Source organism: Streptomyces sp. NPDC091280 (assembly GCF_044768565.1).
Lineage (GTDB): Bacteria > Actinomycetota > Actinomycetes > Streptomycetales > Streptomycetaceae > Streptomyces.
Genome location: NZ_JBIVUZ010000003.1, coordinates 119466 through 141166 on the forward strand (window position 1 = coordinate 119466; position 21701 = coordinate 141166).

Here is a 21701-nt window from a genome sequence, read left to right on the forward strand (position 1 = left end):
GGGTGCGGTGTGCGCCGAACGGCTCACACCGGCGCCCCGGTCACGACCGTACGGCTCACGCCGACGCCCCGGTCACGACGACCGTACGGCTCAGACCGGTGACGGCACCGGGTGCCCCACCGGCACCGGCACCGGCACCCGCACCCCCACCCGGGTCCGGGTCGCCACCAGCTGGCCGTCCTGCGGATAGGCGTGCCAGGTGCGCCAGTGCACCTGGCCCTCGTGCCGCTGGGCGAGCATCGCCGTGAAGGCGTGCGGGCTGCCGGGGAAGACCCCCGCCAGTCCGTTGGGATGGTCGGCGACCAGGGCCAGCAGCTCCTGGGCGCGGCCCGCGAACTGCCCCGGGGACAGCACCTCGACCCGGGCCGCGAACTCGTACTCCCAGTCGCCGACCCGCTTGGCGACCCCGAGCGGAAGCGGCGTGCTGGAGCCCGGGATGCACGCGACCGTCTCCGAACAGCTGCCCCGCTCCTCGTCCAGGAGGACCTGGTGGGACGCGCCGAGCAGTCTCAACTGGAGCCGCGCACCCGCGAGTTCGAGGTCGAGTGTGGCCAGCGCGGGAAGCGGCTCGCGGCCCAGGGTCCAGGCGAGGTCGGCCGCGCGCGTGTCGGTGTAGGAGGTCTGAAGGGTCGTGAGCATGGATCGGCTCCGCTAGCACGCAAAGAAAGGGGAGGTGTGGGTCCGGCGCACCCCGGTAGACACCGGGGGATCGGCCCGGTCAGCCCAGTCGGGAGAAGGTGTCCGCGGGCTTCCGAGGGGCCGCGTTGGTGATTTAGAGGGAATCATGAACGGTGGCGCCACCACAGTGTTTTTACCCAACTTCGTGGGGTTTCCATCCCTCAGGGGGCTCCACAGCTCAACTGTTCAACCAAGGCGTACGCCCAGGCGTGTCGGGCGCGCGCCGGAGCGCCCGCCGGGAGCGGTCTCCCGACGGGCGCCTCGACCCCCCTCGCACGGGTCAGTTGCCCCCGCCGCCGCAGCCGCCACCACCCCCGCAGGACGAACCGCCGCCGCAGGACGAGCCCCCTCCGCAGGAGGAGTGCCCGCCGCCGCAGGAGTGGTGGCCACCGCCGTGGTGTCCGCCGGAGTGACCACCGCCGCCGCCCGAGGACGCCGACCCGCCGTCCCCGGCCCACCAGCTGCCCGTACCGGCGGCACCCCCGCCGCCGCCCCCGTACGCCCCCGCCCTGCGGCCCGACTTGCGCCCCGCGCGCACGACCGCCCCGATGAAGACGACCGCGATCACCGCCAGGATGACGAAGAAGAACATGGCGTCACCCTCCTTCCGATTCCCCCGAAGCGGCCCCCCGTGGGCGCCTCGTGTGGTGCGTGAAGCAGGGATGCCCGGCCGTCTCACCAGCCAAAGCAGAGTTGAGGAACTCCAGAGCTTGGGCGCAGGATGACGGGCATGACCTCCAGTGCACGCCCTCTCCTCAACCGCCGGCTCGCCGAGTTCGGGACGACGATCTTCGCCGAGATGTCCGCGCTCGCCCTGAAGACCGGGTCGATCAACCTCGGCCAGGGCTTCCCGGACACGGACGGCCCCGAGGAGATCCGCGAGGCGGCGGTCCGCGCGCTGCGCGACGGACACGGCAACCAGTACCCGCCGGGCCCCGGAGTCCCCGAACTCCGCACCGCGATCACCGCCCACCAGGAGCGCCGCTACGGCCTGTCCTACGACCCCGACGCCGAGGTCCTGGTCACGGCGGGCGCGACGGAGGCCATCGCGGCGGCGCTGCTGGCCCTGGTGGAACCGGGCGACGAGGTCATCGCCCTCGAGCCGTACTACGACTCCTACGCCGCGTGCATCGCGATGGCGGGCGGCACCCGCGTACCGGTCACGCTCCGCCCGCACGAGGGGGCGTTCCGCCTCGACCTCGACGAACTGCGCGCCGCCGTCACCGACCGCACCCGCCTCCTCCTGATCAACACCCCGCACAACCCGACCGGCACGGTCCTCACCCGCGAGGAACTCACCGCGATCACCGAACTCGCCGTCGAACGCGACCTGTTGGTGATCACCGACGAGGTCTACGAGCACCTGGTCTTCGACACGGCCGAACACATCCCGCTCGCGACCCTCCCCGGGATGCGGGGGCGCACGGTGTCGATCGGCTCGGCGGGCAAGACGTTCTCGTTCACGGGCTGGAAGGTGGGCTGGGTGACGGGGACCCCGGACCTGGTCACCGCCGTACGCTCCGCGAAGCAGTTCCTCACGTACGTGGCCTCGGGCCCCTTCCAGTACGCGGTCGCGGAAGCGCTCTCCCTCCCCGACTCCTACTTCGACGCCTTCCGCGCGGACCTGCGCGCCAAGCGGGACGTCCTGGCGACGGGCCTGGCGGAGGCCGGCTTCGGGGTCTTCCGCCCGGCCGGCACGTACTTCGTCACCACCGACATCCGCCCCCTCGGCGAGACCGACGGCTTCGCCTTCTGCCGCGCCCTGCCCGAACGCGCCGGGGTCGTCGCCATCCCGAACGCGGTCTTCTACGACCACCGGGAGGCGGGGGCGCCGTTCGTACGGTTCGCGTTCTGCAAGCGGACCGCCGTGCTGGAGGAGGCGGTGGGGCGGCTCAAGTCACTGGCGGGCTGAGCCTGAGATCGATCCAGGGAATCCTCTCCCCGGGCAGCACATACCGCTCGGTCGCCGCGCGCGTTCCCGTACCTCGTCCAGGGAGAGGGTGTGGGTGGGGATGATCACGTCGTGGACGGGCAGCGAACCCGAGGACCTCCTGCACGTCAACCGATAGAGCCCGGCCCCGGTACGCGACCGTGATGGTCACGTACGGGGCCGGGCTCTCGTCGACACAAGGCCGTGCGGGTACGACTACTCGTCGTCGCCCTCGTCCTCCGGCTTCTCCGTCGCCTCGTCGACCTCCTCGGTCAGGCCGAGCTGTTCGACGAGCCAGCGGTCGAACTCGATGGCGGCGCGCACCCAGCTGACCGTCGAGGAGACGAAGTGGTTCAGGTCGACGCCGGTGCCGACCAGCATCTGCGCCTCACCGATGAGACGGACGGTGCCGTCGTCGTGGGTGTGGCTGTAGACCTTGGGCCACAGGGTGCGGCGGTTCCAGTCGTCGATGGACTCCAGCAGCTGCGGCTTGGCGTCGATCTCGTGGGGACGGTCGTAGAACGTCCGGACCGAGAAGACGAGCTGGTCGTCCTCGCCGCGGAACATGAAGTACGTACGGAACTGCTCCCACGGCGCCGCGAGGTCACCCTCGTCGTCGACGACGTACTTCAGCTCCATCTGGTCGAGGAGCTGCTTCACGAGGTCCTGATCCGGGACGACGGGGCCCGCCGGTCCTTGCTGCGGCTCGGGCTGGCCCCCGAAGTTCGGAATCGAGGACGGGTCGATGCTCACCGTGTATTTCCCTTCGTACGGATTCCGCCATCCTCCCCCATGCGGGGCGGGGGGTGGCAACCCCCGCCCCGACTGGTTCACCTCCCGTTGGCGGAATTCAGCTCAGAGCGTTTTCCCGGTCGCCGGTCCCACGATCAGCCCGTCCCCGAACGCGTCCACCCGGACCGTGTCGCCGTCCTTGATCTCGCCCGCGAGGATCTCCTTGGCGAGGCGGTCGCCGATCGACGTCTGGACCAGCCGGCGCAGCGGTCGCGCGCCGTAGGCCGGGTCGTTGCCGTTGTCCGCGAGCCAGGTCAGGGCCTCGTCGGTGATCTCCAGGGTGAGGCGGCGCTCCGCGAGGCGCTTGGCCAGGCGGTCGATCTGGAGGGCGGCGATGCGGCCCAGTTCCTCGCGGTTGAGGGCGGAGAAGACCACCAGGTCGTCCAGGCGGTTCAGGAACTCCGGCTTGAAGGAGGCGCGGACCGTCTGGAGGACCTGTGCCTTCTTCTCGTCCTCGCCGGTGAGCGGGTCGATCAGGAAGGTGCTGCCCAGGTTGGAGGTGAGGATCAGGATCGTGTTGCGGAAGTCGACCGTGCGGCCCTGGCCGTCGGTCAGCCGGCCGTCGTCCAGTACCTGGAGCAGGACGTCGAAGACCTCCGGGTGCGCCTTCTCCACCTCGTCCAGCAGGATCACCGAGTACGGGCGCCTGCGCACCGCCTCCGTGAGCTGGCCGCCCTCCTCGTAGCCGACGTAGCCGGGCGGCGCGCCGACCAGCCGGGCCACGCTGTGCTTCTCGCCGTACTCCGACATGTCGATGCGGACCATGGCGCGTTCGTCGTCGAAGAGGAAGTCGGCCAGGGCTTTCGCCAGTTCCGTCTTGCCTACGCCCGTCGGGCCCAGGAACAGGAAGGAGCCGGTGGGGCGGTCGGGGTCCGCGATGCCCGCGCGGGTGCGCCGTACCGCGTCGGAGACCGCCTGTACGGCCTGCTGCTGGCCGATGAGCCGGCGGCCCAACTCCTCCTCCATGCGCAGGAGTTTCTGGGTCTCGCCCTCCAGGAGGCGGCCCGCGGGGATGCCGGTCCAGGAGCCGACGACGTCCGCGATGTCGTCCGGGCCGACCTCCTCCTTGACCATGGTGTCCTTGGCGGACTCGGCCTCCGCCTCGGAGGCTTCCTCCAAGTCCCGCTCCAGGGAGGGGATCTCGCCGTAGAGGAGTTTCGACGCCGTGTCGAAGTCGCCGTCGCGCTGGGCGCGTTCGGCCTGGCCGCGGAGTTCGTCGAGCTTCTCCTTCAGCTCGCCGACCCGGTTGAGGGACTGCTTCTCCTTCTCCCAGCGGGCGTTGAGGCCGCGCAGTTCCTCCTCGCGGTCGGCGAGGTCGCGGCGCAGCTTCTCCAGGCGTTCGACGGAGGCGGCGTCCGTCTCCTTGTCGAGCGCCAGCTCCTCCATCTTCAACCGGTCGACGGAGCGCTGGAGTTCGTCGATCTCGACCGGGGAGGAGTCGATTTCCATCCGCAGCCGGGAGGCCGCCTCGTCCACGAGGTCGATCGCCTTGTCGGGGAGGAAGCGGGAGGTGATGTAGCGGTCGGACAGGGTCGACGCCGCCACCAGCGCGCTGTCGGCGATCACCACCTTGTGGTGCGCCTCGTAGCGGCCCTTGAGTCCGCGCAGGATCGCGATGGTGTCCTCGACGCTCGGTTCCGCGACCAGCACCTGCTGGAAGCGGCGCTCCAGCGCCGGGTCCTTCTCGATGCGCTCGCGGTACTCGTCCAGCGTGGTCGCGCCGACCATGCGGAGCTCGCCGCGGGCGAGCATCGGCTTCAGCATGTTGCCGGCGTCCATCGCGGAGTCGCCGCCGGCGCCCGCGCCCACGACGGTGTGCAGCTCGTCGATGAAGGTGATGATCTGGCCGTCGGACTCCTTGATCTCGGCCAGGACGGTCTTCAGCCGCTCCTCGAACTCGCCGCGGTACTTCGCGCCCGCGACCATCGCGCCGAGGTCCAGGGAGACCAGCCGCTTGTTCTTGAGGGACTCCGGCACGTCCCCCTTGACGATGCGCTGCGCGAGCCCCTCGACGACGGCGGTCTTGCCGACGCCGGGCTCGCCGATGAGGACGGGGTTGTTCTTGGTGCGGCGGGAGAGGACCTGCACGACGCGGCGGATCTCCTGGTCCCGGCCGATGACCGGGTCGAGCTTGCCGTCGCGGGCGGCGGCGGTGAAGTCGGTGCCGAACTTCTCCAGCGCCTTGTACTGCCCCTCGGGGTCGGGTGTGGTCACGCGGCGCCCTCCCCTGCTCTTCTGGAACGCGTCCAGCAGCTTCTTCGCACCGGCCCCCTGCTGGGAGAGTACGTCCCCGGCGGCGCCGCCCTTGGCGGCGATCCCGATCAGCAGGTGCTCGGTGGAGAGGTACTCGTCGCCGAGTTCCTTCGCGCGCTCGTCGGCGTCCGCGAGTACCGCGAGCAGTTCGCGGCTGGGCTGCGGGGGCGCGACGGTCGACCCGGTCACGCTGGGCAGCCCGGCGAGCACCCGCTCGGCGCCGGACCGTACGGCGGCCTGGTCGGCGTCGACGGCGGCCAGCAGGTCGGTGATGTTCTCGTTGTCCTCGCCCGCGAGCAGCGAGAGAAGCAGGTGCGCCGGGGTCAGATCGGCGTGCCCCCCGGTCACGGCGCGGCTGCTGGCCGCGTTGATCGCTTCCCGGCTCCTGTTGGTCAGCTCGGCGTCCACGTTCCGGTACTCCTCCTCCTACGGCCTTCGTGCACGGACTGACTCGGTCAACGTGCACAAAGTTGAGTCTATTCCACTCAAGGCGGTGACGGGGCGGATCGGGGGACTAAGTTCCGGGACCATGGCTTCCCCTCCGGTCGACCCCGGCGCTCCCGATCCGTCGTACCTCACCTTCTGGCAGGAACGGCATCTGTGCACCCTCACGACCCCACGCCCGGACGGCAGCCCGCACGTGGTGCCTGTCGGAGTGACATACGACCCTGAGGCGCGACTGGCTCGGGTCGTCGCGAACAAGGCGAGCCGGAAGGTGGCGAACGTGCTGGCGGCCGGCCCGCTCGGGGCCCGGGTCGCGGTGTGCCAGGTGGACGGGCGGCGCTGGGCGACGCTGGAGGGCCGGGCCTTCGTCCGCGCGGAGCCCGACCGGGTCGCGGAGGCGGAGCGCCGGTACGCCGGGCGCTACGGGCGCACTCCGTCGCCGAACCCGTCCCGGGTGGTGATCGAGATCGAGCTGACGCGGGCGCTGGGGAAGTACTGACCGGGCGACCGGGTGACGACACGATCAGTTCCGGCCACCGGGGCGCGGCCCATATCCGGATATTCCGCACAAACTGCAGCGGCGTCACCGTGTTCAGGTCACGGTGACGCCGCTGCGGGGGGAAGCACCTGAGCGATCTGTTACGACGGGGGAATCGCGTCAGGCACTGCGGGGGGTGGCTGAGATGGTCTGGACGTCGGGGGCATCCGTTTCCACCAGCCGGTGGTCTCGCTGGTCAAGATTCACAAAGATCATTCCGTACCGGATGGCACATCGCACTGGCTGCGGTGCCCCCCGAGGCCGCCGCAGGCACCGGTACGCCCGTACGTCCTCGTCCTCGTCCCGGGTCACGACGACCGGCTCACCGAACACGGTCACCATGAGCGAGTCACCGCTGTGGGGGATGGCGGTGGCCAGATCGATGAAGTGCCAGCCGGAGCGGTAGGCCGTGGCCATCTCGCGACGGAAGGAGCGGTCGTCGGGGGGAGTGGTCATGACTCGGCGACCCACGTGCTGTCGGTCGGGGCGACCCAGGTGCTGTCACCCGGGACGTCGGACGCCACGACGATCCACGTGCTGTCACCGGCGGTCACGTTGGTCGTGCCCCAGGTGCTGTCATCGGTCACCGCAAAGCCACTCAGCGCCCCGAAAGCCACAACGGCAGAGAAGGCAGCGACAAGCGCCGAGCGAAGCATTCTCTTATGCATAGTCGGCTTCGTCCTCATTTGAAGTTCACCTCTCCCCCGTCGACTACGACGATGGCGCATTCCGGCACGTCGTGGCCACACAATCGATGCATCATGTTCCTGCACGTTCAGGACCCTGGGGGGTGGAGATTTGGTGACCAACGAGACTAATCAGACACATCCTCACGAGCTGACCGATCTGTGCGAGGACGGGCGTCGCCTCTACGGGAACGCTCTCCGGACCGGGCGCGTGGCCCGCACAGATGTCGAGCCGGCGCCCTGTTTGATGGAATTCGCCCTTCTTCATCCCGACCCCGACGATCCGAACTGGCTGCGGCCGGTGCCCCCGTCGATCGCCCTCGCCCAACGGCTCAACCCGATCGAGAGCGAGATCACCCAGCGACGGCGGATGTCGATCGAACTCGCCGAGGCGTTCGGGCCGTTCATGGCGCTCAGCGCCCAGTCGACGGCGACCACGCACTCGATCACGGTCCTTGAGGGCCTGGACCGGATCAACGCGGCGCTCGATCTGGCCACCGCGCAGTGCCAGACCGAGATGCTCACCGTGCAGCCGAGCCGCCGCCGGCTGGAGCACACCCTCGCCCAGGGCCTCAACCGCGACCGGCCGCTGATCGAACGCGGCTGCCGCATCCGGACGCTCTACCAGCACCCGGCCCGCTACAGCCCCGAGACGCTGGCCTACGTGGCCCAGTTCACCGACGGCAAGGTGGAGTACCGGACCATCGACGAACTCGTCGAGCGGCTGATCATCTGCGACGAGACCGTGGCCTTCATCCCGACCCGCGACGACGGGGAGATCGCCCTCGAACTGCGCCATCCAGGACTCGTCCGCTACCTGATCAAGGTCTTCGAGTTCATGTGGAACCGCGCGGTCCCGCTGAGCGCCGGCGCGCCCTACGAGACCGCCCCCGACGGCATCACCGAGATCCAGCACTCGATCGCCAAGCTCCTCATCGAGGGCCACGTCGACGAGGCCATCGCCCGCCGCCTGGGCATGAACGTCCGCACCTGCCGCGCCCACATCGCCAAGCTCGCGACAGCCCTGGGCAGCGGCAGCCGCGCCCAACTCGGCTTCCTCATAGCCCAGTCGGGAATCCTCAAGCAGGAACCCTGACCCCACCGCGGCAGTCCGCCGAGCGCGTCGGCCGGCTCAGCGCACGGTCGGGGATTCCTGGTCGGCGGGGGTGAGCTGGGCCGGGACGTCCGGGATCCGGGAGGCGGCGCCGTCCAGGCCCGCCTGGGCGATGCGGACGCCGAGCTGGGTGCGGCTGGCCGCGCCGAGTGTCTCCGAGAGCCGGGCGATGTGGGCGCGGCAGGTGCGGACGCTTATGCCGAGCCGTTCCGCGATCACCGCGTCCTGGTGGCCCTCCGCGAGCAGGGCCGCGATGGACTGCTCGCGGTGCGAGATGCCCTCGATGCCGGTGTCGGGCAGTGGCGCGGCGACGGGGATCGCCAGCCGCCACAGGCGGTCGAAGACGGTGACGAAGTAGTCGATCAGCGCCGGGTGGCGCAGTTCGAGGGCCATCGTGTGGTCGGCGCTGGCCGGGATGAAGGCGACCGTGCGGTCGAAGAGGATGAGGCGGTCGACGACCTCGTCGAGGGTGCGGGCCTCGACCGCGTCGCCCATCAACTCCAGGTAGTTCAGCAGGCCTTGGCCGTGCCGGGCGACGTGGGTGTACAGGTCGCGCATCCGCACCCCGCGCGAGCGCAGCGCCAGCGCGCGGTGCAGGCCCTCGGTGAGTTCCGGTTCGCGACGGATGCCGCCGGGCTGGACGGTGAGGACCTCGCCGGTGCAGGCCTCGGTCGCGTCGTCCATCGCGGCCTGGATGCGGGCGAGCCCGTCCAGGACACGGATCGCGGCGCCCTCCAGGGACCCCGACGCCGTCGCGGACGCCTCGACGCGGCGGCCGAGCCCGGCGTACCGCTCGAAGGCGTCGACCGCCGAGCCCACCCTCCGGTGGCTCTCGCTGACCTGGTCGTAGACCCCGCGCAGCAGCCGGGTCATGACCTCCTGCGGGGAGGTCGGCACCAGCCAGTCCATGTCGTCGGGGTCCGGGTGGAGGAGGGCGAGCTCCAGCAGGCACGGCACCGGTCCGGCGTCCGTGCGCGGTACCCGGCCCCGCAGTACGGCCCGGGAGTACACCAGGTCCCCGGCGTCGCAGAGCCGGTCAGCACCGTGTGGATGCTCGTCCGTCCCGTGCCCGGCCATCGCCCATCCCACCCCCGGTTCCCGGCTCTTTGCAGCGCAACTATGCGCGGCCCCGACCTGCTCCGCAACACGGCTCCCCCTCGAACGAGCCCCGAAAACCACCGATATCAATAAGTATCTCCCCACCTCCGCGCGCCACCTTGCAACAAGCTGGGGGGTACCCGCCCGCTTCCGTCCGATCCGTCGTCGTATCACTTTCCGCGTGAGCTGCCGGAAATCACTCAGAGACCGTCGTGTTACGTAACGCCTCTAACGTCCCCTCATGGCGGACATATTTGACGCGTACGCATTGGCCGATGCGTGGGACGAGATGTTTGTGCGGCCGGGTGAGGTCAGAACCGCCTACGAGCCGGTACTGGCGGCACTCCAGCCGATCGAGCCGAGTGAACTGCGCTTCCGCGCGGACCAGATGGCCCGCGCGTTCACCGACCGGGGGGTCACCTACGCCTTCGCGGGCGAGGAACGGCCCTGGCCGCTGGACCTGGTGCCGAGGATCATCGACGCGCTGGAGTGGGACCTCGTCCAGCGCGGGGTGGCACAGCGGGTGCGGGCCCTTGAGGCCTATCTCTCCGACGCCTACTCGCACTGCCGGGCCTTCGAGGACGGGGTCGTGCCCTGGCGGCTGCTCCTCAACTCGGCCCATTTCCACCGGGCCGCGCAGGGCGTCGAGCCACCGGGCGGGGTCCGCATCCATGTCGCCGGCATCGACCTGGTGCGGGACGAGGCCGGGGAGTTCCGGGTCCTGGAGGACAACGTGCGGGTCCCCAGCGGGGTGTCGTACGTCATCGAGAACCGGCGGGCGATGACCCGGATCTTCCCGTCGCTCTTCGCCGAGCAGCACGTGGTGCCGGTCGACGGCTACGCGGGACGGCTGCTGGCCGCGCTGCGGGCCGCCGCGCCCGCCGGGACGACGGACCCCAGGGTGGTGGTCCTCACCCCGGGCCCCAACAACGCCGCCTACTTCGAACACGCCCTGCTGGCACGGCTGATGGGCGTGCAACTGGTGGAGGGCCACGACCTGGTCTGCCGCAACAACCGGGTGTGGATGCGCACCACCCGCGGCGAGGTGCCCGTCCATGTCGTATACCGGCGCCTGGACGACGACTTCCTCGACCCGCTGCACTTCCGCCCCGACTCGGTGATCGGCTGTCCGGGGGTCATGAACGCCGCCCAGGCCGGGAACGTCACACTCGCGAACGCGGTCGGCAACGGCATCGCGGACGACAAACTCCTCTACACCTACGTCCCCGACCTCATCCGCTACTACCTCTCCGAGGAACCGATTCTCCCCAACGTGGAGTCCTACCGCCCCGACGAGCCGGGGCAGTTGGAAGCCGTCCTCGACCAGATCGAGCACCTGGTGATCAAGCCGGTGGACGGCGCGGGCGGGCAGGGCATCGTCATCGGACCCAAGGCCGACGCGAAGACCCTCGAACGCACTCGCAAAGCCGTCGCCGCCGACCCGCGCGGCTGGATCGCCCAGCGGCCCGTCGCCCTGTCCACCTCCCCCACCCTCGCGGGTGAACGCATGGCACCGCGCCACATCGACCTCCGCCCGTTCGCCGTGAACGACGGCAGCGACATCTGGGTGCTGCCCGGCGGCCTCACCCGGGTCGCCCTCCAGGAGGGCAACCTGATCGTCAACTCCAGCCAGGGCGGCGGCTCCAAGGACACCTGGGTGCTCGCCGAGGGCCCCACCCACCAGCCCGAGCCGCTCACCCCGGACGGCACACCCCCCGAGGTGGCCCCGCGCCAGCTCGGCCCCGACGGCAACCCCGCGGTCGTACAGGAAGGGGCGCAGCAGCAGTGAACGACGTGATCCTCTCCCGGATAGCCGAGGCCCTGACGTGGACGGGCCGTTACGTCGAGCGCGCGGACGCCACCGGCCGCATTCTGGACGCCTATCTGCACCGCCTCCTTGAGGACCCCTGGCGCGACGAGGACGCGGCCTGCCGTTCGCTGTACGCGATCCTCGGGGTCGACGCGGGCGGTCAACGCGTCGACATGCAGCAGGTGCTGGACCAGCTCGCCTTCGACGCCCGCTCCACGTGCTCCATCGAAGGCGCCCTGGGCGCCGCCCGGTTGAACGCCCGCAGCGCCCGCGAGGCGGTCTCCTCCGAGATGTGGGAGTGCCTCAACTCCACCTGGCACGCGCTGGCCGACCAGCGACTGGCGGCCCGCCGTACCGGCCCCTACGCCTATCTCGAACTCGTGCGCAGACGTGCCGCGTTGTTCTTCGGCCTGGCCGACTCCACGATGAGCCGCGACGACAGCTGGCGCTTCGTCGTCCTGGGCCGGAGCCTTGAGCGGGTGGACATGACCGTACGTCTGCTGTCCGTACGGGTGCTGGACGCGGCGCACGCGCCCGACTGGCCGACGCTGCTCAGCGCGAGCGGCGCCGACGAGGCGTACGCGCGGGTCTACGGCGGCTTCGGCGACACCCCGCGCGTGGCCGAATTCCTGCTCCTGGACCGGGACTTCCCCCGCTCCGCACTGCACGCGCTGACCACCGCCGAGGAGTGCCTCACCGCGCTCGGCCGCCCGCGCCAGGACCCCGCGCGCCGGCCCATCGGCCGGCTCCGCACCCGCCTCGAATATCTGGACTCACCCGCCCTGGAGGAACAACTCCCCGCCCTCCTCAAGGACTTGCAGCACGCCTGCATGGACTCGGCGGAGGCGGTCGCCGAACTGTTCTTCCCGTACCAGGGCCACGTCGAGTGGGCCCAGGAAGGAGCCTGAGATGACCCTGCCCCGCAGACTGCGCATCCGCCACATCACCCGCGTCTCGTACGCCCAGGCCGCCGTCTCCTCCCACAACGAGGTGCGGATGACCCCGCTGACGCTCCCCGGCCAGACCACGCTGGACGCGCGCGTCACCGTCAACCCGACCGCGCCCACCTGGTCGTACTGGGACTACTGGGGCACCCAGGTCACCGGCTTCGACCTCATGGACCCGCACGCCGACCTCACGATCACCGCGTCCAGCCTGGTCGAGACCTCCCCGCCGGACGCGCTCGGCCCCGCGCCGAGCTGGCAGGAGGTGACCGAACGGACCACGAACTCCCGGCTGTTGGAGTTCATCGGCCCCACCGTCCGGACGACCGTCCCGCCGAAGCTGCTGAAGAAGGCGCGGAAGGCCGCCGCGGGCCTCGACCCGCACGGGACCGCGGAGGCCGTCTCCGCGCTGGTCGCCGACCGGGTCGCCTACCTCCCCGGCGTCACCGGGGTGAACACCTCCGCCGCCGAGGCCTGGGAACAGGGCGCCGGGGTCTGCCAGGACATCGCGCACGTCACCATCGCCCTGCTGCGGGGCCTCGGCCTGCCCACCCGCTATGTCTCCGGCTACCTCCACCCGGAGCGGGAGGCGGAGCTGCACCGCCCGGTGGCCGGGCAGAGCCATGCCTGGATCGAGTACTGGGCGGGCGACTGGTGCGGCTACGACCCGACGAACCGGACACGGCCGGACGAGTCGCATGTGGTGGTCGGGCGGGGGCGGGACTACGACGACGTGACCCCGCACAAGGGCATCTACCGGGGGGTGGCCGGCGGGCCGCCGGAGGTGACGGTGGAGTTCACGCGGGTGGCGTGAACTCCGTGCCGGCCGGCCCCGCTACTTCAGGCCGGCCGCGTCGCACGCCGCCTTGTACTTGCTGGTGCAGATGTCGGAGATCTTGTAGATCCCGTCCGCGACCACCGTCGACTTGATGTTGTCCTTCGTCAGCGCGACCACGGACACCAGCTGCGAGGGGATCTTCTTGTTGGTGGGGCTGTCCACCGAGTCACGGGTGAGGGCGTCGAACTCGATGTCCCTGCCCTGCACCTTGGCGACCGCGATCTTCGCGGCGGCCTCGGCCAGGTCGGGGTAGGGCTTGTAGACACTCATGTACTGCTCGCCGGTCACGATCCGCTGCACGGCGGGGAGTTCGGCGTCCTGCCCGGTGACGGGCGGCATCTTCGTCACGCCCGCGGCCTTCAGGGCCTCGATGATGCCGCCGGCCATCGCGTCGTTGGCGGAGTACACCGCGGCGATGTTGTCCTTGCCGAGCTTGCCGATCGCCTCGGTCATCTCCTGCTTGGCGATGTCCGGGTCCCACGCCTTGGTGTTGTAGCTGGCGGCGACCGTCACCTTGCCCTGGAGCTCGGACAGCGCCCCCTGCTTGAACACCCCCGCGTTGGGGTCGGTCGGCGAGCCGTTGATCATGACGACCTTGTCGGAGGTGTCCACGTTGCTGCCGAGCGCCTCGACCAGCGAGCGGCCCTGCACCTCGCCGACGAGTTCGCCGTCGAAGGAGACGTACGCGTCGATCGGCCCCTCGGCCAGGCGGTCGTAGGCGATGACCGGGATGCCGGCGGCCTTGGCCTTCTTCACCATCGGCTGGATGAGGTGCGAGTCGACGGCGTCGAGGATGATGATGTCGACCTTCTGGTCGATCATCTTCTGCATCTGCTTGTCCTGGACGTCCGCGACACCGCCCGCGTTCTGGTACTCGGCCTTGCCCTTCTTGTCGGTGAGTTCGCTCACCGTCGACTTGATGATCGGGAAGTCGAACTCGGCGTACCGCGTGTTCGTCTTCTCCGGCATCAGCACGCCCACCGTGATGTCGTTGCCCTTGGCCGGGGTGGCGTCCGAGCTGCTCCCCGACGAGTTGAGCACGCCACAGGCGGCCAGGGGGAGGGCCAGCGAGGACGCGGCCACGGATATGGCGATACGACGCATTGGGTTGCTCACTTCTGGTGCCGTCCGGACGTGGGTGCAGCATTGCAACCCAGGTGACTGAAAAGCCAACGCGGCTGCGGCCACCGGCGTCAAGCGGAACTACTTAACGAGATGGCAACACCACGTTCCGTTCGGTATGTGGAGACGTTGCGGAACCCCATCCAAACGCTCTTTACGGACCCTGCACTCAACGGGAGTTCAGGAGACGGCAAAGATCGGCACAACCAAGTCCGTTCTTCGCGAGTCGTGATCATCGGCGGCCATGCGCCGCCCGAACCGATCCGACAGAGGAACGCATGAACCCAGCCAGACTCGCGACGGCCACCGCCGTCGCCCTCTCCGTCGCGGGCGGCCTGCTCGCCGGCGCGACGAGTTCCGCCTCCGCCGCGGCCGACTGCGCCTCCCCCGTCCACAAGCGGCAGTTCTTCGCGAACACCACGTTCTCGGGGAGCGCGAAGAAGACGGACTGCGACACCACGATCGACGAGAACTGGGGCACGGGCGCCCCGGCCACCGGTCTCCCGAAGGACAACTTCGCCGTCCGCTGGTCCGTGACCCGCGACTTCGGCTCCGGCGGCCCCTTCTCCTTCGCCGCCGCCGCCCAGGACGGCATCCGGGTCTACCTCGACGGCAGCCGCAAGGTCGACCTGTGGAAGAACGTCTCGACCACGGCGAAGAAGACGGTCGACGTCACCGTCCCCAAGGGCAGACACACCGTCCGCGTGGACTACGTCAACTGGACCGGCCGGGCGAACGTGAAGTTCACGTACACCCCCCGGACCTCGGCGACCGTGGACAAGGTCGCCCCCCTCGCCCCGACGGGCACCGCTGTCTCCTACGACGCCACGGCCGGCCGCGCCAAGCTCAGCTGGTCGAAGAACAAGGAGCTGGACCTCGGGAGCTACCGGGTCTACCGGCGCCTCAAGGGCACGTCCTTCGGCGGCACCCCGCTGAAGACCACCACGTCGACGTCGTACACCGACACCGCCCTGCCCGCGGACGGCCGGACGTACTACTACGAGGTCCGCGCCACCGACAAGGCGGGCAACGCCTCGCCGGGCTCGGCCGACCAGGGCGTGACGACCGCCGACCGCACGGCTCCGGGCCAGGTCACCGGCGTGGCCGTGCGGGGCAGCACCGCGGGCAACGTCGTGACCTGGACCGCCTCTTCGGCGAGCGACCTCGACCACTACGTCGTGGAGAGGACGCGCAACGGGGAGCCGCTGGACCCGGAGTACATCGCCCAGGCCACGGACTACACGGACATCGGTGCCGAGGTCGGCGTGCCCTACACCTACCGCGTCGGCGCGGTGGACACCGCCGGGAACGTCTCCCCGCTCACGGCCGTCGTCACCGCCACCCGCCCCGCGGCCTCCGCCGTGGCCGCCCCCACCGCGCTGACGGGCACGCCCGCCGACGCCTCCACCGGCCTCACCTGGACCGGGGCGGACGGCGCGACGAGCTACCACGTCTACCGCCGCACCTGGCTGTACGGCGGCTGGACGCTCCTGGGCAGCACCACCAGCGCCTCGTACGAGGACACCACGGCCCCACGGCGCACGTCGTTCTACTACGTCGCCGCCGTGGACGCCACCGGCGCCGAGTCGGCGCCCTCGGCACAACTCACCGTCACACGGACCACCGCGGCCACCGCGACCGGCCCCGCCGCACCCCGCCTGACGCTGGTGTCGCCCGGGATGCCCGCACGGTCCGCGATCAGGGTGACGGCCGCGCCCGGCGCGGGTGACGAGGAACGGGGTCTCCAGGGCTACTCCTGGGAGATCGGCGGCGCCTGCGGCAGCAGCGGCACCAAGCTGTCCACGACGGGCGACATCAGCTGGACCCCGCCCTACAACGGCCCCTGCACGGTGACGGTGTACTCCGTGGACGCCTACGGGCGGCAGGGCGAGCAGAGTTCCTCGCTGGAGTTCTTCGTCGGCCGGTGACACGCGGCAGGTGACACGCGAAGGGGCCCGGAGGCAGAACCTCCGGGCCCCTTCCGGGCACGTGCGCGTCAGTCCGAGGACTGTCGCTTGGGCCGCCACACCACCAGCGCGCTGGTCTGCTGGACCTCCTGGTACGGAACCAGGTCCCGGCGGTAGGAGGCGTGCACGGCGGCCTCGCGCTGCTGGATCGCCGCCGCCGCTCCGTCGACCGCCGCCTGGAGTTCGGCGACGCGCTGCTGGAGCGCCACGACCTGGTTCTCCAGCTCGATGATGCGCTTGATGCCCGCCAGGTTGATGCCCTCGGTCTGCGACAACTGCTGGACGGTGCGCAGCAGTTCGATGTCGCGGGCCGAGTAGCGCCGGCCGCGCCCGGCCGTGCGGTCCGGGGAGACCAGGCCGAGGCGGTCGTACTGGCGCAGCGTCTGCGGGTGCAGGCCGGAGAGCTGGGCCGCCACCGAGATGACGTAGACCGGGGTCTCCTCGGTCAGCTCGTACGGGTTGCGTCGACGGCCGTCCATCACTCTCATGCTCCCTTCGCGGCCTGGAACAGCTCCGCCCGCGGGTCCTCGCCCGCGGTCGCCTCTCTGTATGCCTCAAGCGCGTCACGAGCATTCCCCGTGACGTCCTTGGGGACACTCACCTCCACGGTCACAAGGAGGTCACCCCGGGTGCCGTCCTTGCGGAAGGCGCCCTTGCCGCGGGCCCGCATGGTGCGGCCGTTGGGCGTGCCCGGCGGCAGCTTCAGCGTCACCGGGGGTCCGCCCAGGGTGGGCACCCTGACCTCGCCGCCCAGCGCCGCCTCGGTGAACGTCACCGGGACCGTCACCGTGAGGTTGTCGTCCTTGCGCCCGAACACGGGGTGCGCGTCGACGTGCACCATGACGTACAGGTCGCCCGAGGGGCCGCCCCGCTCACCCGGCGCGCCCTTGCCGCGCAGCCGGATGCGCTGGCCGTCGGTGACCCCCGCGGGGATCCGGACCTGCATGGTCCGCGACGACTTGGCGCGCCCGCTGCCCTTGCACTCGGCGCACGGGTGCTCGGCGATCAGGCCCCGGCCCTTGCAGTCCGGGCACGGGTCCGTCAGCGAGAAGCCGCCGCCGGAGCCGCGCGCCACCTGGCCGGTGCCGACGCAGGTCGGGCACACGCGCGGTGTGCCGTTCTTGTCGCCGGTGCCCGAACAGGCCTTGCAGGGCTGCTGCGAGGACATCCGCAGCGGGACCGTGGCCCCTTCGATGGCCTCGGTGAAGCTGAGCGTCACCTCGGACTCGATGTCCTGGCCGCGCCTGGGCTGGGTACGGGTCGTACCGGCGCCGCCCCGGTTGAACAAGCCGCCGAACACGTCCCCGATCCCGCCGCCGAAACCGCCGGGCCCCCCGGCGCCACCGCTCTGCGCGCCGCCTCCGAAGAGGTCGCCCAGGTCGAAGTTGAAGTTGCCGCCGCCCGCGCCGCCCGGCCCCGGACGGAAACCGCCGTTGCCGAAGAGCGCGCGGGCGTCGTCGTACTCCTTGCGCTTCTTGGGGTCACCGAGGATGTCGTTGGCCTCGGAGATCTCCTTGAAGCGCTCCTCGGCCTTGGCGTTGCCCTTGTTGGCGTCCGGGTGGAACTCGCGGGCGAGCTTCCGGTACGCCTTCTTGATCTCGGCCTCGGTGGCGTCCTTGGGCACGCCGAGGACCTTGTAGTAGTCCTTCTCGATGAAGTCCTTGGTGCTCATCCTCGACGTCCCTCCTTCCGCCCGGTGTCCGTCCGCCCGGTGTGTGCGTCAGCCCTCCTCAGGGCCGTTGTCCTTCTCGTCGCCGGCCTCGGACTCGTCCTCGGCCTTGACCGCCTGCGCTCCGGGCTGCGGTTCGGCCACGGCCACCCGCGCGGGGCGGATGGTGCGCTCGCCGATGCGATACCCGGGCTGGAGGATCGCCACGCAGGTCGTCTCGGTGACGTCCGGCGCGTACGAGTGCATCAGGGCCTCGTGGATGGTCGGGTCGAAGGGCTCGCCCTCCTTGCCGAACTGTTGCAGTCCCATCTTCGCGGCGACGGTCTCCAACGACTCCGCCACGGACTTGAAACCGCCGACGAGTTCCCCGTGTTCCCGCGCGCGGCCGATGTCGTCGAGGGTGGGCATCAGCTCGGTCAGGAGGTTCGCGACGGCGATCTCCTTGACCGTGACCCGGTCCCGCTCGACCCGGCGGCGGTAGTTCTGGAACTCGGCCTGGAGCCGCTGGAGGTCCGCCGTGCGCTCTTCGAGCGCCTTGCGCACCTGGTCCAGCTGGGCGGTCAGACCGGCGATCTGTGCACTTGATGCGTCCCCGGCCGGGGCCGCCCCCTCTCCCGTGGAGGAGGAGGCGGCGGCCTGCGGCTCGGCGTCGTCGGGGGTGGCGCCGGAGGGGACGTCGGGCTTCTCCTCGAAGCCCGGGGTCTCCTCCGTCACGCGGCACCGTCCTTGCGCTCGTCGTCCACGATCTCGGCGTCCACCACGTCGTCGTCCGCCTTGGGCGCCTCGGCACCCGGGGCGTCGCCGCCCGCGGCCTGCGCGGCCTGGGCGTCGGCGTACATGGCCTGGCCGACCTTCTGGGAGACCGCGGCGACCTTCTCGGTGGCGGTGCGGATCTCGGCGGTGTCCTCGCCCTTGAGCGCGGCCTTCAGCTCCTCGACGGCGGCCTCGACCTCGGTCTTGACCTCGCCGGGGACCTTGTCCTCGTTGTCCTTGAGGAACTTCTCCGTCTGGTAGACGAGCTGCTCGCCCTGGTTGCGGGACTCGGCGGCCTCGCGGCGGCGGTGGTCCTCGTCCGCGTACTGCTCGGCCTCCTGGCGCATGCGGTCGACCTCGTCCTTCGGCAGCGAGGAGCCGCCGGTGACGGTCATCTTCTGCTCCTTGCCCGTGCCGAGGTCCTTCGCGGTCACGTGCATGATGCCGTTGGCGTCGATGTCGAAGGAGACCTCGATCTGCGGGACACCGCGCGGGGCCGGCGGCAGACCGGTCAGCTCGAACATCCCGAGCTTCTTGTTGTACGCCGCGATCTCGCGCTCGCCCTGGTAGACCTGGATCTGCACGGAGGGCTGGTTGTCCTCGGCGGTGGTGAAGATCTCGGACCGCTTGGTCGGGATCGTCGTGTTCCGCTCGATCAGCTTGGTCATGATGCCGCCCTTGGTCTCGATGCCGAGGGACAGCGGGGTGACGTCGAGGAGCAGGACGTCCTTGACCTCGCCCTTGAGGACACCGGCCTGGAGGGACGCGCCGATGGCGACGACCTCGTCCGGGTTGACGCCCTTGTTGGCGTCCTTGCCGCCGGTCAGCTCGCGCACCAGCTCGGCGACGGCGGGCATCCGGGTGGAGCCACCGACGAGGACGACGTGGTCGATCTCGTTGATGGAGATGCCGGCGTCCTTGATGACGTTGTGGAACGGCGTCTTGCAGCGCTCCAGCAGGTCGGCCGTCAGCTGCTGGAACTGGGCGCGGGTGAGCTTCTCGTCCAGGTGCAGCGGGCCCTCGGCGGAGGCCGTGATGTAGGGCAGGTTGATCGAGGTCTCGGTGGAGCTGGACAGCTCGATCTTGGCCTTCTCGGCGGCCTCGCGCAGACGCTGGAGGGCCATCTTGTCCTTGCCCAGGTCCACGCCGTGGCCCGCGGCGAACTGCTTCACCAGGTAGTCGACGACCCGCTGGTCCCAGTCGTCACCACCGAGGTGGTTGTCGCCGTTGGTGGCCTTCACCTCGACGACGCCGTCACCGATCTCCAGGAGGGACACGTCGAAGGTGCCGCCGCCGAGGTCGAAGACGAGGATCGTCTGGTCGTCCTTGTCGAGCCCGTACGCCAGCGCGGCGGCCGTCGGCTCGTTCACGATGCGCAGGACGTTCAGGCCCGCGATCTCGCCGGCCTCCTTCGTCGCCTGGCGCTCGGAGTCGTTGAAGTAGGCCGGGACGGTGATGACCGCGTCCGTGACCTTCTCGCCCAGGTAGGCCTCGGCGTCGCGCTTCAGCTTCTGCAGGATGAAGGCGCTCATCTGCTGCGGGTTGAAGTGCTTCCCGTCGAGCTCGATCTTCCAGTCCGTGCCCATGTGGCGCTTCACGGAGCGGATGGTGCGGTCAACGTTGGTGACCGCCTGACGCTTCGCGACCTCGCCGACGAGCACTTCGCCGTTCTTGGCGAAGGCGACGACGGACGGCGTGGTCCTGGCGCCCTCTGCGTTGGTGATGACGGTGGGCTCGCCGCCTTCAAGAACGCTGACGACGGAGTTAGTCGTGCCCAGGTCGATGCCGACCGCACGTGCCATGGTTGATTCCTCCAGCAATGACTTGAGTGGAACGGACTCAAGTGTGCACCACACTCACCGCTGGGTCAACAGAGCTGAGTCGAGCAGACTCAACTCTTATCCGTTCCTTACACGCAACTGGGCCCTGACCTGCGTCGACACGGCCCTGCGCCCCCCGTAGACAGTGACTTTGAGCAGCCCTCCTACGACGACCAGGGCCCCGCCCGCCACCCACATCACGGCGGATTCACCCGCCCACCCGTTGTGCACGAGCACTGCGACGAGCACCCCGGAGAAGCCTCCGAGCCCGAGCAGCACCACCGCCCCCTGCGGGGTGAGCCCCAACTTCCGCAGCCTGTGCGCGAGATGGTCCGGGCCGCCGCGCAGCAGCGCCCGCCCGGCCAGTCGCCGCGACAGCAGCACCAGGACGGCGTCGGCGCTCGCGAGGGCGGTGAGCGCGAACAGCACGCCCGCGGTGGAGGCGAGTCCGTGCCCGGCCCGGGTGACCACGGCGGCCGAGGCGAGCACGAAGCCCGTGAACAGCGATCCGCAGGCGCCGAGCGCGATCCGCGCGGGATGCCAGTTGTGCATCAGGAACCCGGTGAGCGCGGCGGCCAGCACACTCAGCAACACCGCGAGCCCGTCCATCACTTCCGTCGCCGCGCAGGCCCCCACCCCGAAGGCGGTGACCACCCCCACGGTCCCGGCGAGCCCGTCGGCGTGGTCGAGCCCCTTGAAGGCCCCGGCGACGAACACGATCCAGGCCGCCGCCAGCAGCCCGCCGGGCACCCCGAGTTCCCCGTACGGCACGACACAGGCCGCCGCCACCGCCGTACCGAGAACCAGGAACCGCGTCTTGAGCCGCCAGACGTCGGCGACCAGGCCGAGCGCGGCCACGGCGGACCCGGCGACCAGCAGGCCGGCGACACCGTCGCCCAGCGGCGCCACGGCGGTCCAGTCGCACCCCCAGGTCACCGCCGCGACGGCGATCACCACGGCCAGCCCCCCGAGCAGCGGTACCGGGCGCGTGCGCCGCCGCCGGTCGACGATCCGGGCGCGCAGGGCGGGCGCCCGGAGCAGCGCGGCGAGCAGGGCGGAGAGGAGGAGAGCGGTCGTGGCGGCGAGGATCCCGTAGAGCACGGTTCCAAATTAGACGCAAATGTACCAATTCAGTACGAATAACACGATCGGACCGTCGCGGGTTTTTAAGGCAACCCTCAGCGACATAGATCACCGCACGGCTGGCTACAGTGCGACAGAGAATGGGGGTAATCTCGGTCGGAC

At 70.3% G+C, this 21701-nt stretch carries 20 protein-coding genes; 7 read left to right on the forward strand and 13 right to left on the reverse strand.

Annotated elements, in window-relative coordinates; translation table 11 throughout:
* Window positions 1-90: 90 nt before the first annotated feature.
* Window positions 91-639 carry a DUF2617 family protein gene (locus ACIQPR_RS10635; RefSeq protein WP_403645087.1) on the reverse strand — a complete coding sequence of 183 codons (549 nt, stop codon included), beginning with the start codon at window positions 637-639 and terminating at the stop codon, window positions 91-93.
* 319 nt (window positions 640-958) lie between these two features.
* Complete coding sequence (locus ACIQPR_RS10640; protein ID WP_403645090.1) at window positions 959-1270, reverse strand: hypothetical protein; 312 nt, start codon at window positions 1268-1270, stop codon at window positions 959-961.
* A gap of 129 nt (window positions 1271-1399) precedes the next feature.
* Between ACIQPR_RS10640 and ACIQPR_RS10645 the strand changes: the two genes are divergently transcribed.
* The gene (locus ACIQPR_RS10645) at window positions 1400-2590 is read left to right on the forward strand and encodes a pyridoxal phosphate-dependent aminotransferase (RefSeq protein ID WP_403645093.1); all 1191 of its coding nucleotides are present in this window, start codon (window positions 1400-1402) and stop codon (window positions 2588-2590) included.
* Window positions 2591-2824: 234 nt separating this feature from the next.
* On the opposite strand, the gene ACIQPR_RS10650 is transcribed toward ACIQPR_RS10645, so the two are convergent.
* Both ACIQPR_RS10650 and clpB read right to left on the reverse strand, forming a co-directional pair.
* Window positions 2825-3361, reverse strand: a complete 537-nt coding sequence (locus ACIQPR_RS10650) for a YbjN domain-containing protein (protein ID WP_403645096.1) — start codon at window positions 3359-3361, stop codon at window positions 2825-2827.
* 102 nt (window positions 3362-3463) lie between these two features.
* Window positions 3464-6061: an ATP-dependent chaperone ClpB gene (clpB, locus tag ACIQPR_RS10655; protein ID WP_403645099.1), complete on the reverse strand. Its 2598-nt coding sequence runs from the start codon at window positions 6059-6061 to the stop codon at window positions 3464-3466.
* Window positions 6062-6182: 121 nt separating this feature from the next.
* On the opposite strand from clpB, the gene ACIQPR_RS10660 reads away from it, so the two are divergent.
* Entirely contained in the window at window positions 6183-6596 is a 414-nt protein-coding gene (locus ACIQPR_RS10660; RefSeq protein ID WP_403645101.1) for a pyridoxamine 5'-phosphate oxidase family protein, read from the forward strand.
* A 159-nt stretch (window positions 6597-6755) separates the two neighbouring features.
* Here ACIQPR_RS10660 and ACIQPR_RS10665 read toward each other — a convergent pair whose 3' ends face one another.
* Together ACIQPR_RS10665 and ACIQPR_RS10670 are read right to left on the reverse strand one after the other, a co-directional pair.
* On the reverse strand, window positions 6756-7091 hold the full coding sequence (locus ACIQPR_RS10665; RefSeq protein ID WP_026178811.1) for a hypothetical protein: 336 nt from the start codon (window positions 7089-7091) through the stop codon (window positions 6756-6758).
* Window positions 7088-7222: a hypothetical protein gene (locus tag ACIQPR_RS10670; RefSeq protein WP_403645103.1), complete on the reverse strand. Its 135-nt coding sequence runs from the start codon at window positions 7220-7222 to the stop codon at window positions 7088-7090. The genes ACIQPR_RS10665 and ACIQPR_RS10670 overlap by 4 nt, the downstream gene beginning before the upstream one ends.
* Window positions 7223-7433: 211 nt before the next feature.
* On the opposite strand from ACIQPR_RS10670, the gene ACIQPR_RS10675 reads away from it, so the two are divergent.
* Entirely contained in the window at window positions 7434-8417 is a 984-nt protein-coding gene (locus ACIQPR_RS10675; protein WP_403645106.1) for a helix-turn-helix transcriptional regulator, read from the forward strand.
* A 36-nt stretch (window positions 8418-8453) separates the two neighbouring features.
* Here the strand turns inward: ACIQPR_RS10675 and ACIQPR_RS10680 are convergent, their stop codons facing one another.
* Window positions 8454-9512, reverse strand: a complete 1059-nt coding sequence (locus tag ACIQPR_RS10680) for a LuxR C-terminal-related transcriptional regulator (RefSeq protein WP_403645110.1) — start codon at window positions 9510-9512, stop codon at window positions 8454-8456.
* A 262-nt stretch (window positions 9513-9774) separates the two neighbouring features.
* Between ACIQPR_RS10680 and ACIQPR_RS10685 the strand changes: the two genes are divergently transcribed.
* From ACIQPR_RS10685 to ACIQPR_RS10695, 3 genes are read left to right on the forward strand one after another with little or no spacing between them, the layout of a single operon-like run.
* Window positions 9775-11322, forward strand: coding sequence for a circularly permuted type 2 ATP-grasp protein (locus ACIQPR_RS10685; protein WP_403645112.1), 1548 nt, complete (start codon window positions 9775-9777; stop codon window positions 11320-11322).
* Window positions 11319-12251 (forward strand): alpha-E domain-containing protein, encoded by a 933-nt coding sequence (locus tag ACIQPR_RS10690; protein WP_403645115.1) that lies wholly within the window; start codon window positions 11319-11321, stop codon window positions 12249-12251. Before ACIQPR_RS10685 ends, ACIQPR_RS10690 begins: the two co-directional genes overlap by 4 nt.
* Window positions 12252-12258: 7 nt before the next feature.
* Window positions 12259-13101 carry a transglutaminase domain-containing protein gene (locus tag ACIQPR_RS10695; RefSeq protein WP_403646442.1) on the forward strand — a complete coding sequence of 281 codons (843 nt, stop codon included), beginning with the start codon at window positions 12259-12261 and terminating at the stop codon, window positions 13099-13101.
* Window positions 13102-13122: 21 nt separating this feature from the next.
* On the opposite strand, the gene ACIQPR_RS10700 is transcribed toward ACIQPR_RS10695, so the two are convergent.
* Window positions 13123-14229, reverse strand: a complete 1107-nt coding sequence (locus tag ACIQPR_RS10700) for a sugar ABC transporter substrate-binding protein (protein WP_403645118.1) — start codon at window positions 14227-14229, stop codon at window positions 13123-13125.
* A gap of 296 nt (window positions 14230-14525) precedes the next feature.
* On the opposite strand from ACIQPR_RS10700, the gene ACIQPR_RS10705 reads away from it, so the two are divergent.
* Window positions 14526-16175, forward strand: coding sequence for a fibronectin type III domain-containing protein (locus ACIQPR_RS10705; protein WP_403645121.1), 1650 nt, complete (start codon window positions 14526-14528; stop codon window positions 16173-16175).
* A gap of 68 nt (window positions 16176-16243) precedes the next feature.
* On the opposite strand, the gene ACIQPR_RS10710 is transcribed toward ACIQPR_RS10705, so the two are convergent.
* From ACIQPR_RS10710 to ACIQPR_RS10730, 5 genes are all read right to left on the reverse strand, one after another.
* On the reverse strand, window positions 16244-16693 hold the full coding sequence (locus tag ACIQPR_RS10710; protein WP_019070405.1) for a heat shock protein transcriptional repressor HspR: 450 nt from the start codon (window positions 16691-16693) through the stop codon (window positions 16244-16246).
* Window positions 16694-16698: 5 nt separating this feature from the next.
* Window positions 16699-17886, reverse strand: a complete 1188-nt coding sequence (dnaJ, locus tag ACIQPR_RS10715) for a molecular chaperone DnaJ (RefSeq protein ID WP_403645124.1) — start codon at window positions 17884-17886, stop codon at window positions 16699-16701.
* Between the two features lie 48 nt (window positions 17887-17934).
* Window positions 17935-18597: a nucleotide exchange factor GrpE gene (gene grpE / locus ACIQPR_RS10720; RefSeq protein WP_019070407.1), complete on the reverse strand. Its 663-nt coding sequence runs from the start codon at window positions 18595-18597 to the stop codon at window positions 17935-17937.
* Window positions 18594-20438, reverse strand: a complete 1845-nt coding sequence (gene dnaK, locus ACIQPR_RS10725) for a molecular chaperone DnaK (protein ID WP_403645127.1) — start codon at window positions 20436-20438, stop codon at window positions 18594-18596. The genes grpE and dnaK overlap by 4 nt, the downstream gene beginning before the upstream one ends.
* Window positions 20439-20534: 96 nt before the next feature.
* Window positions 20535-21557: an MraY family glycosyltransferase gene (locus tag ACIQPR_RS10730; protein ID WP_403645130.1), complete on the reverse strand. Its 1023-nt coding sequence runs from the start codon at window positions 21555-21557 to the stop codon at window positions 20535-20537.
* Window positions 21558-21701: the final 144 nt, after the last annotated feature.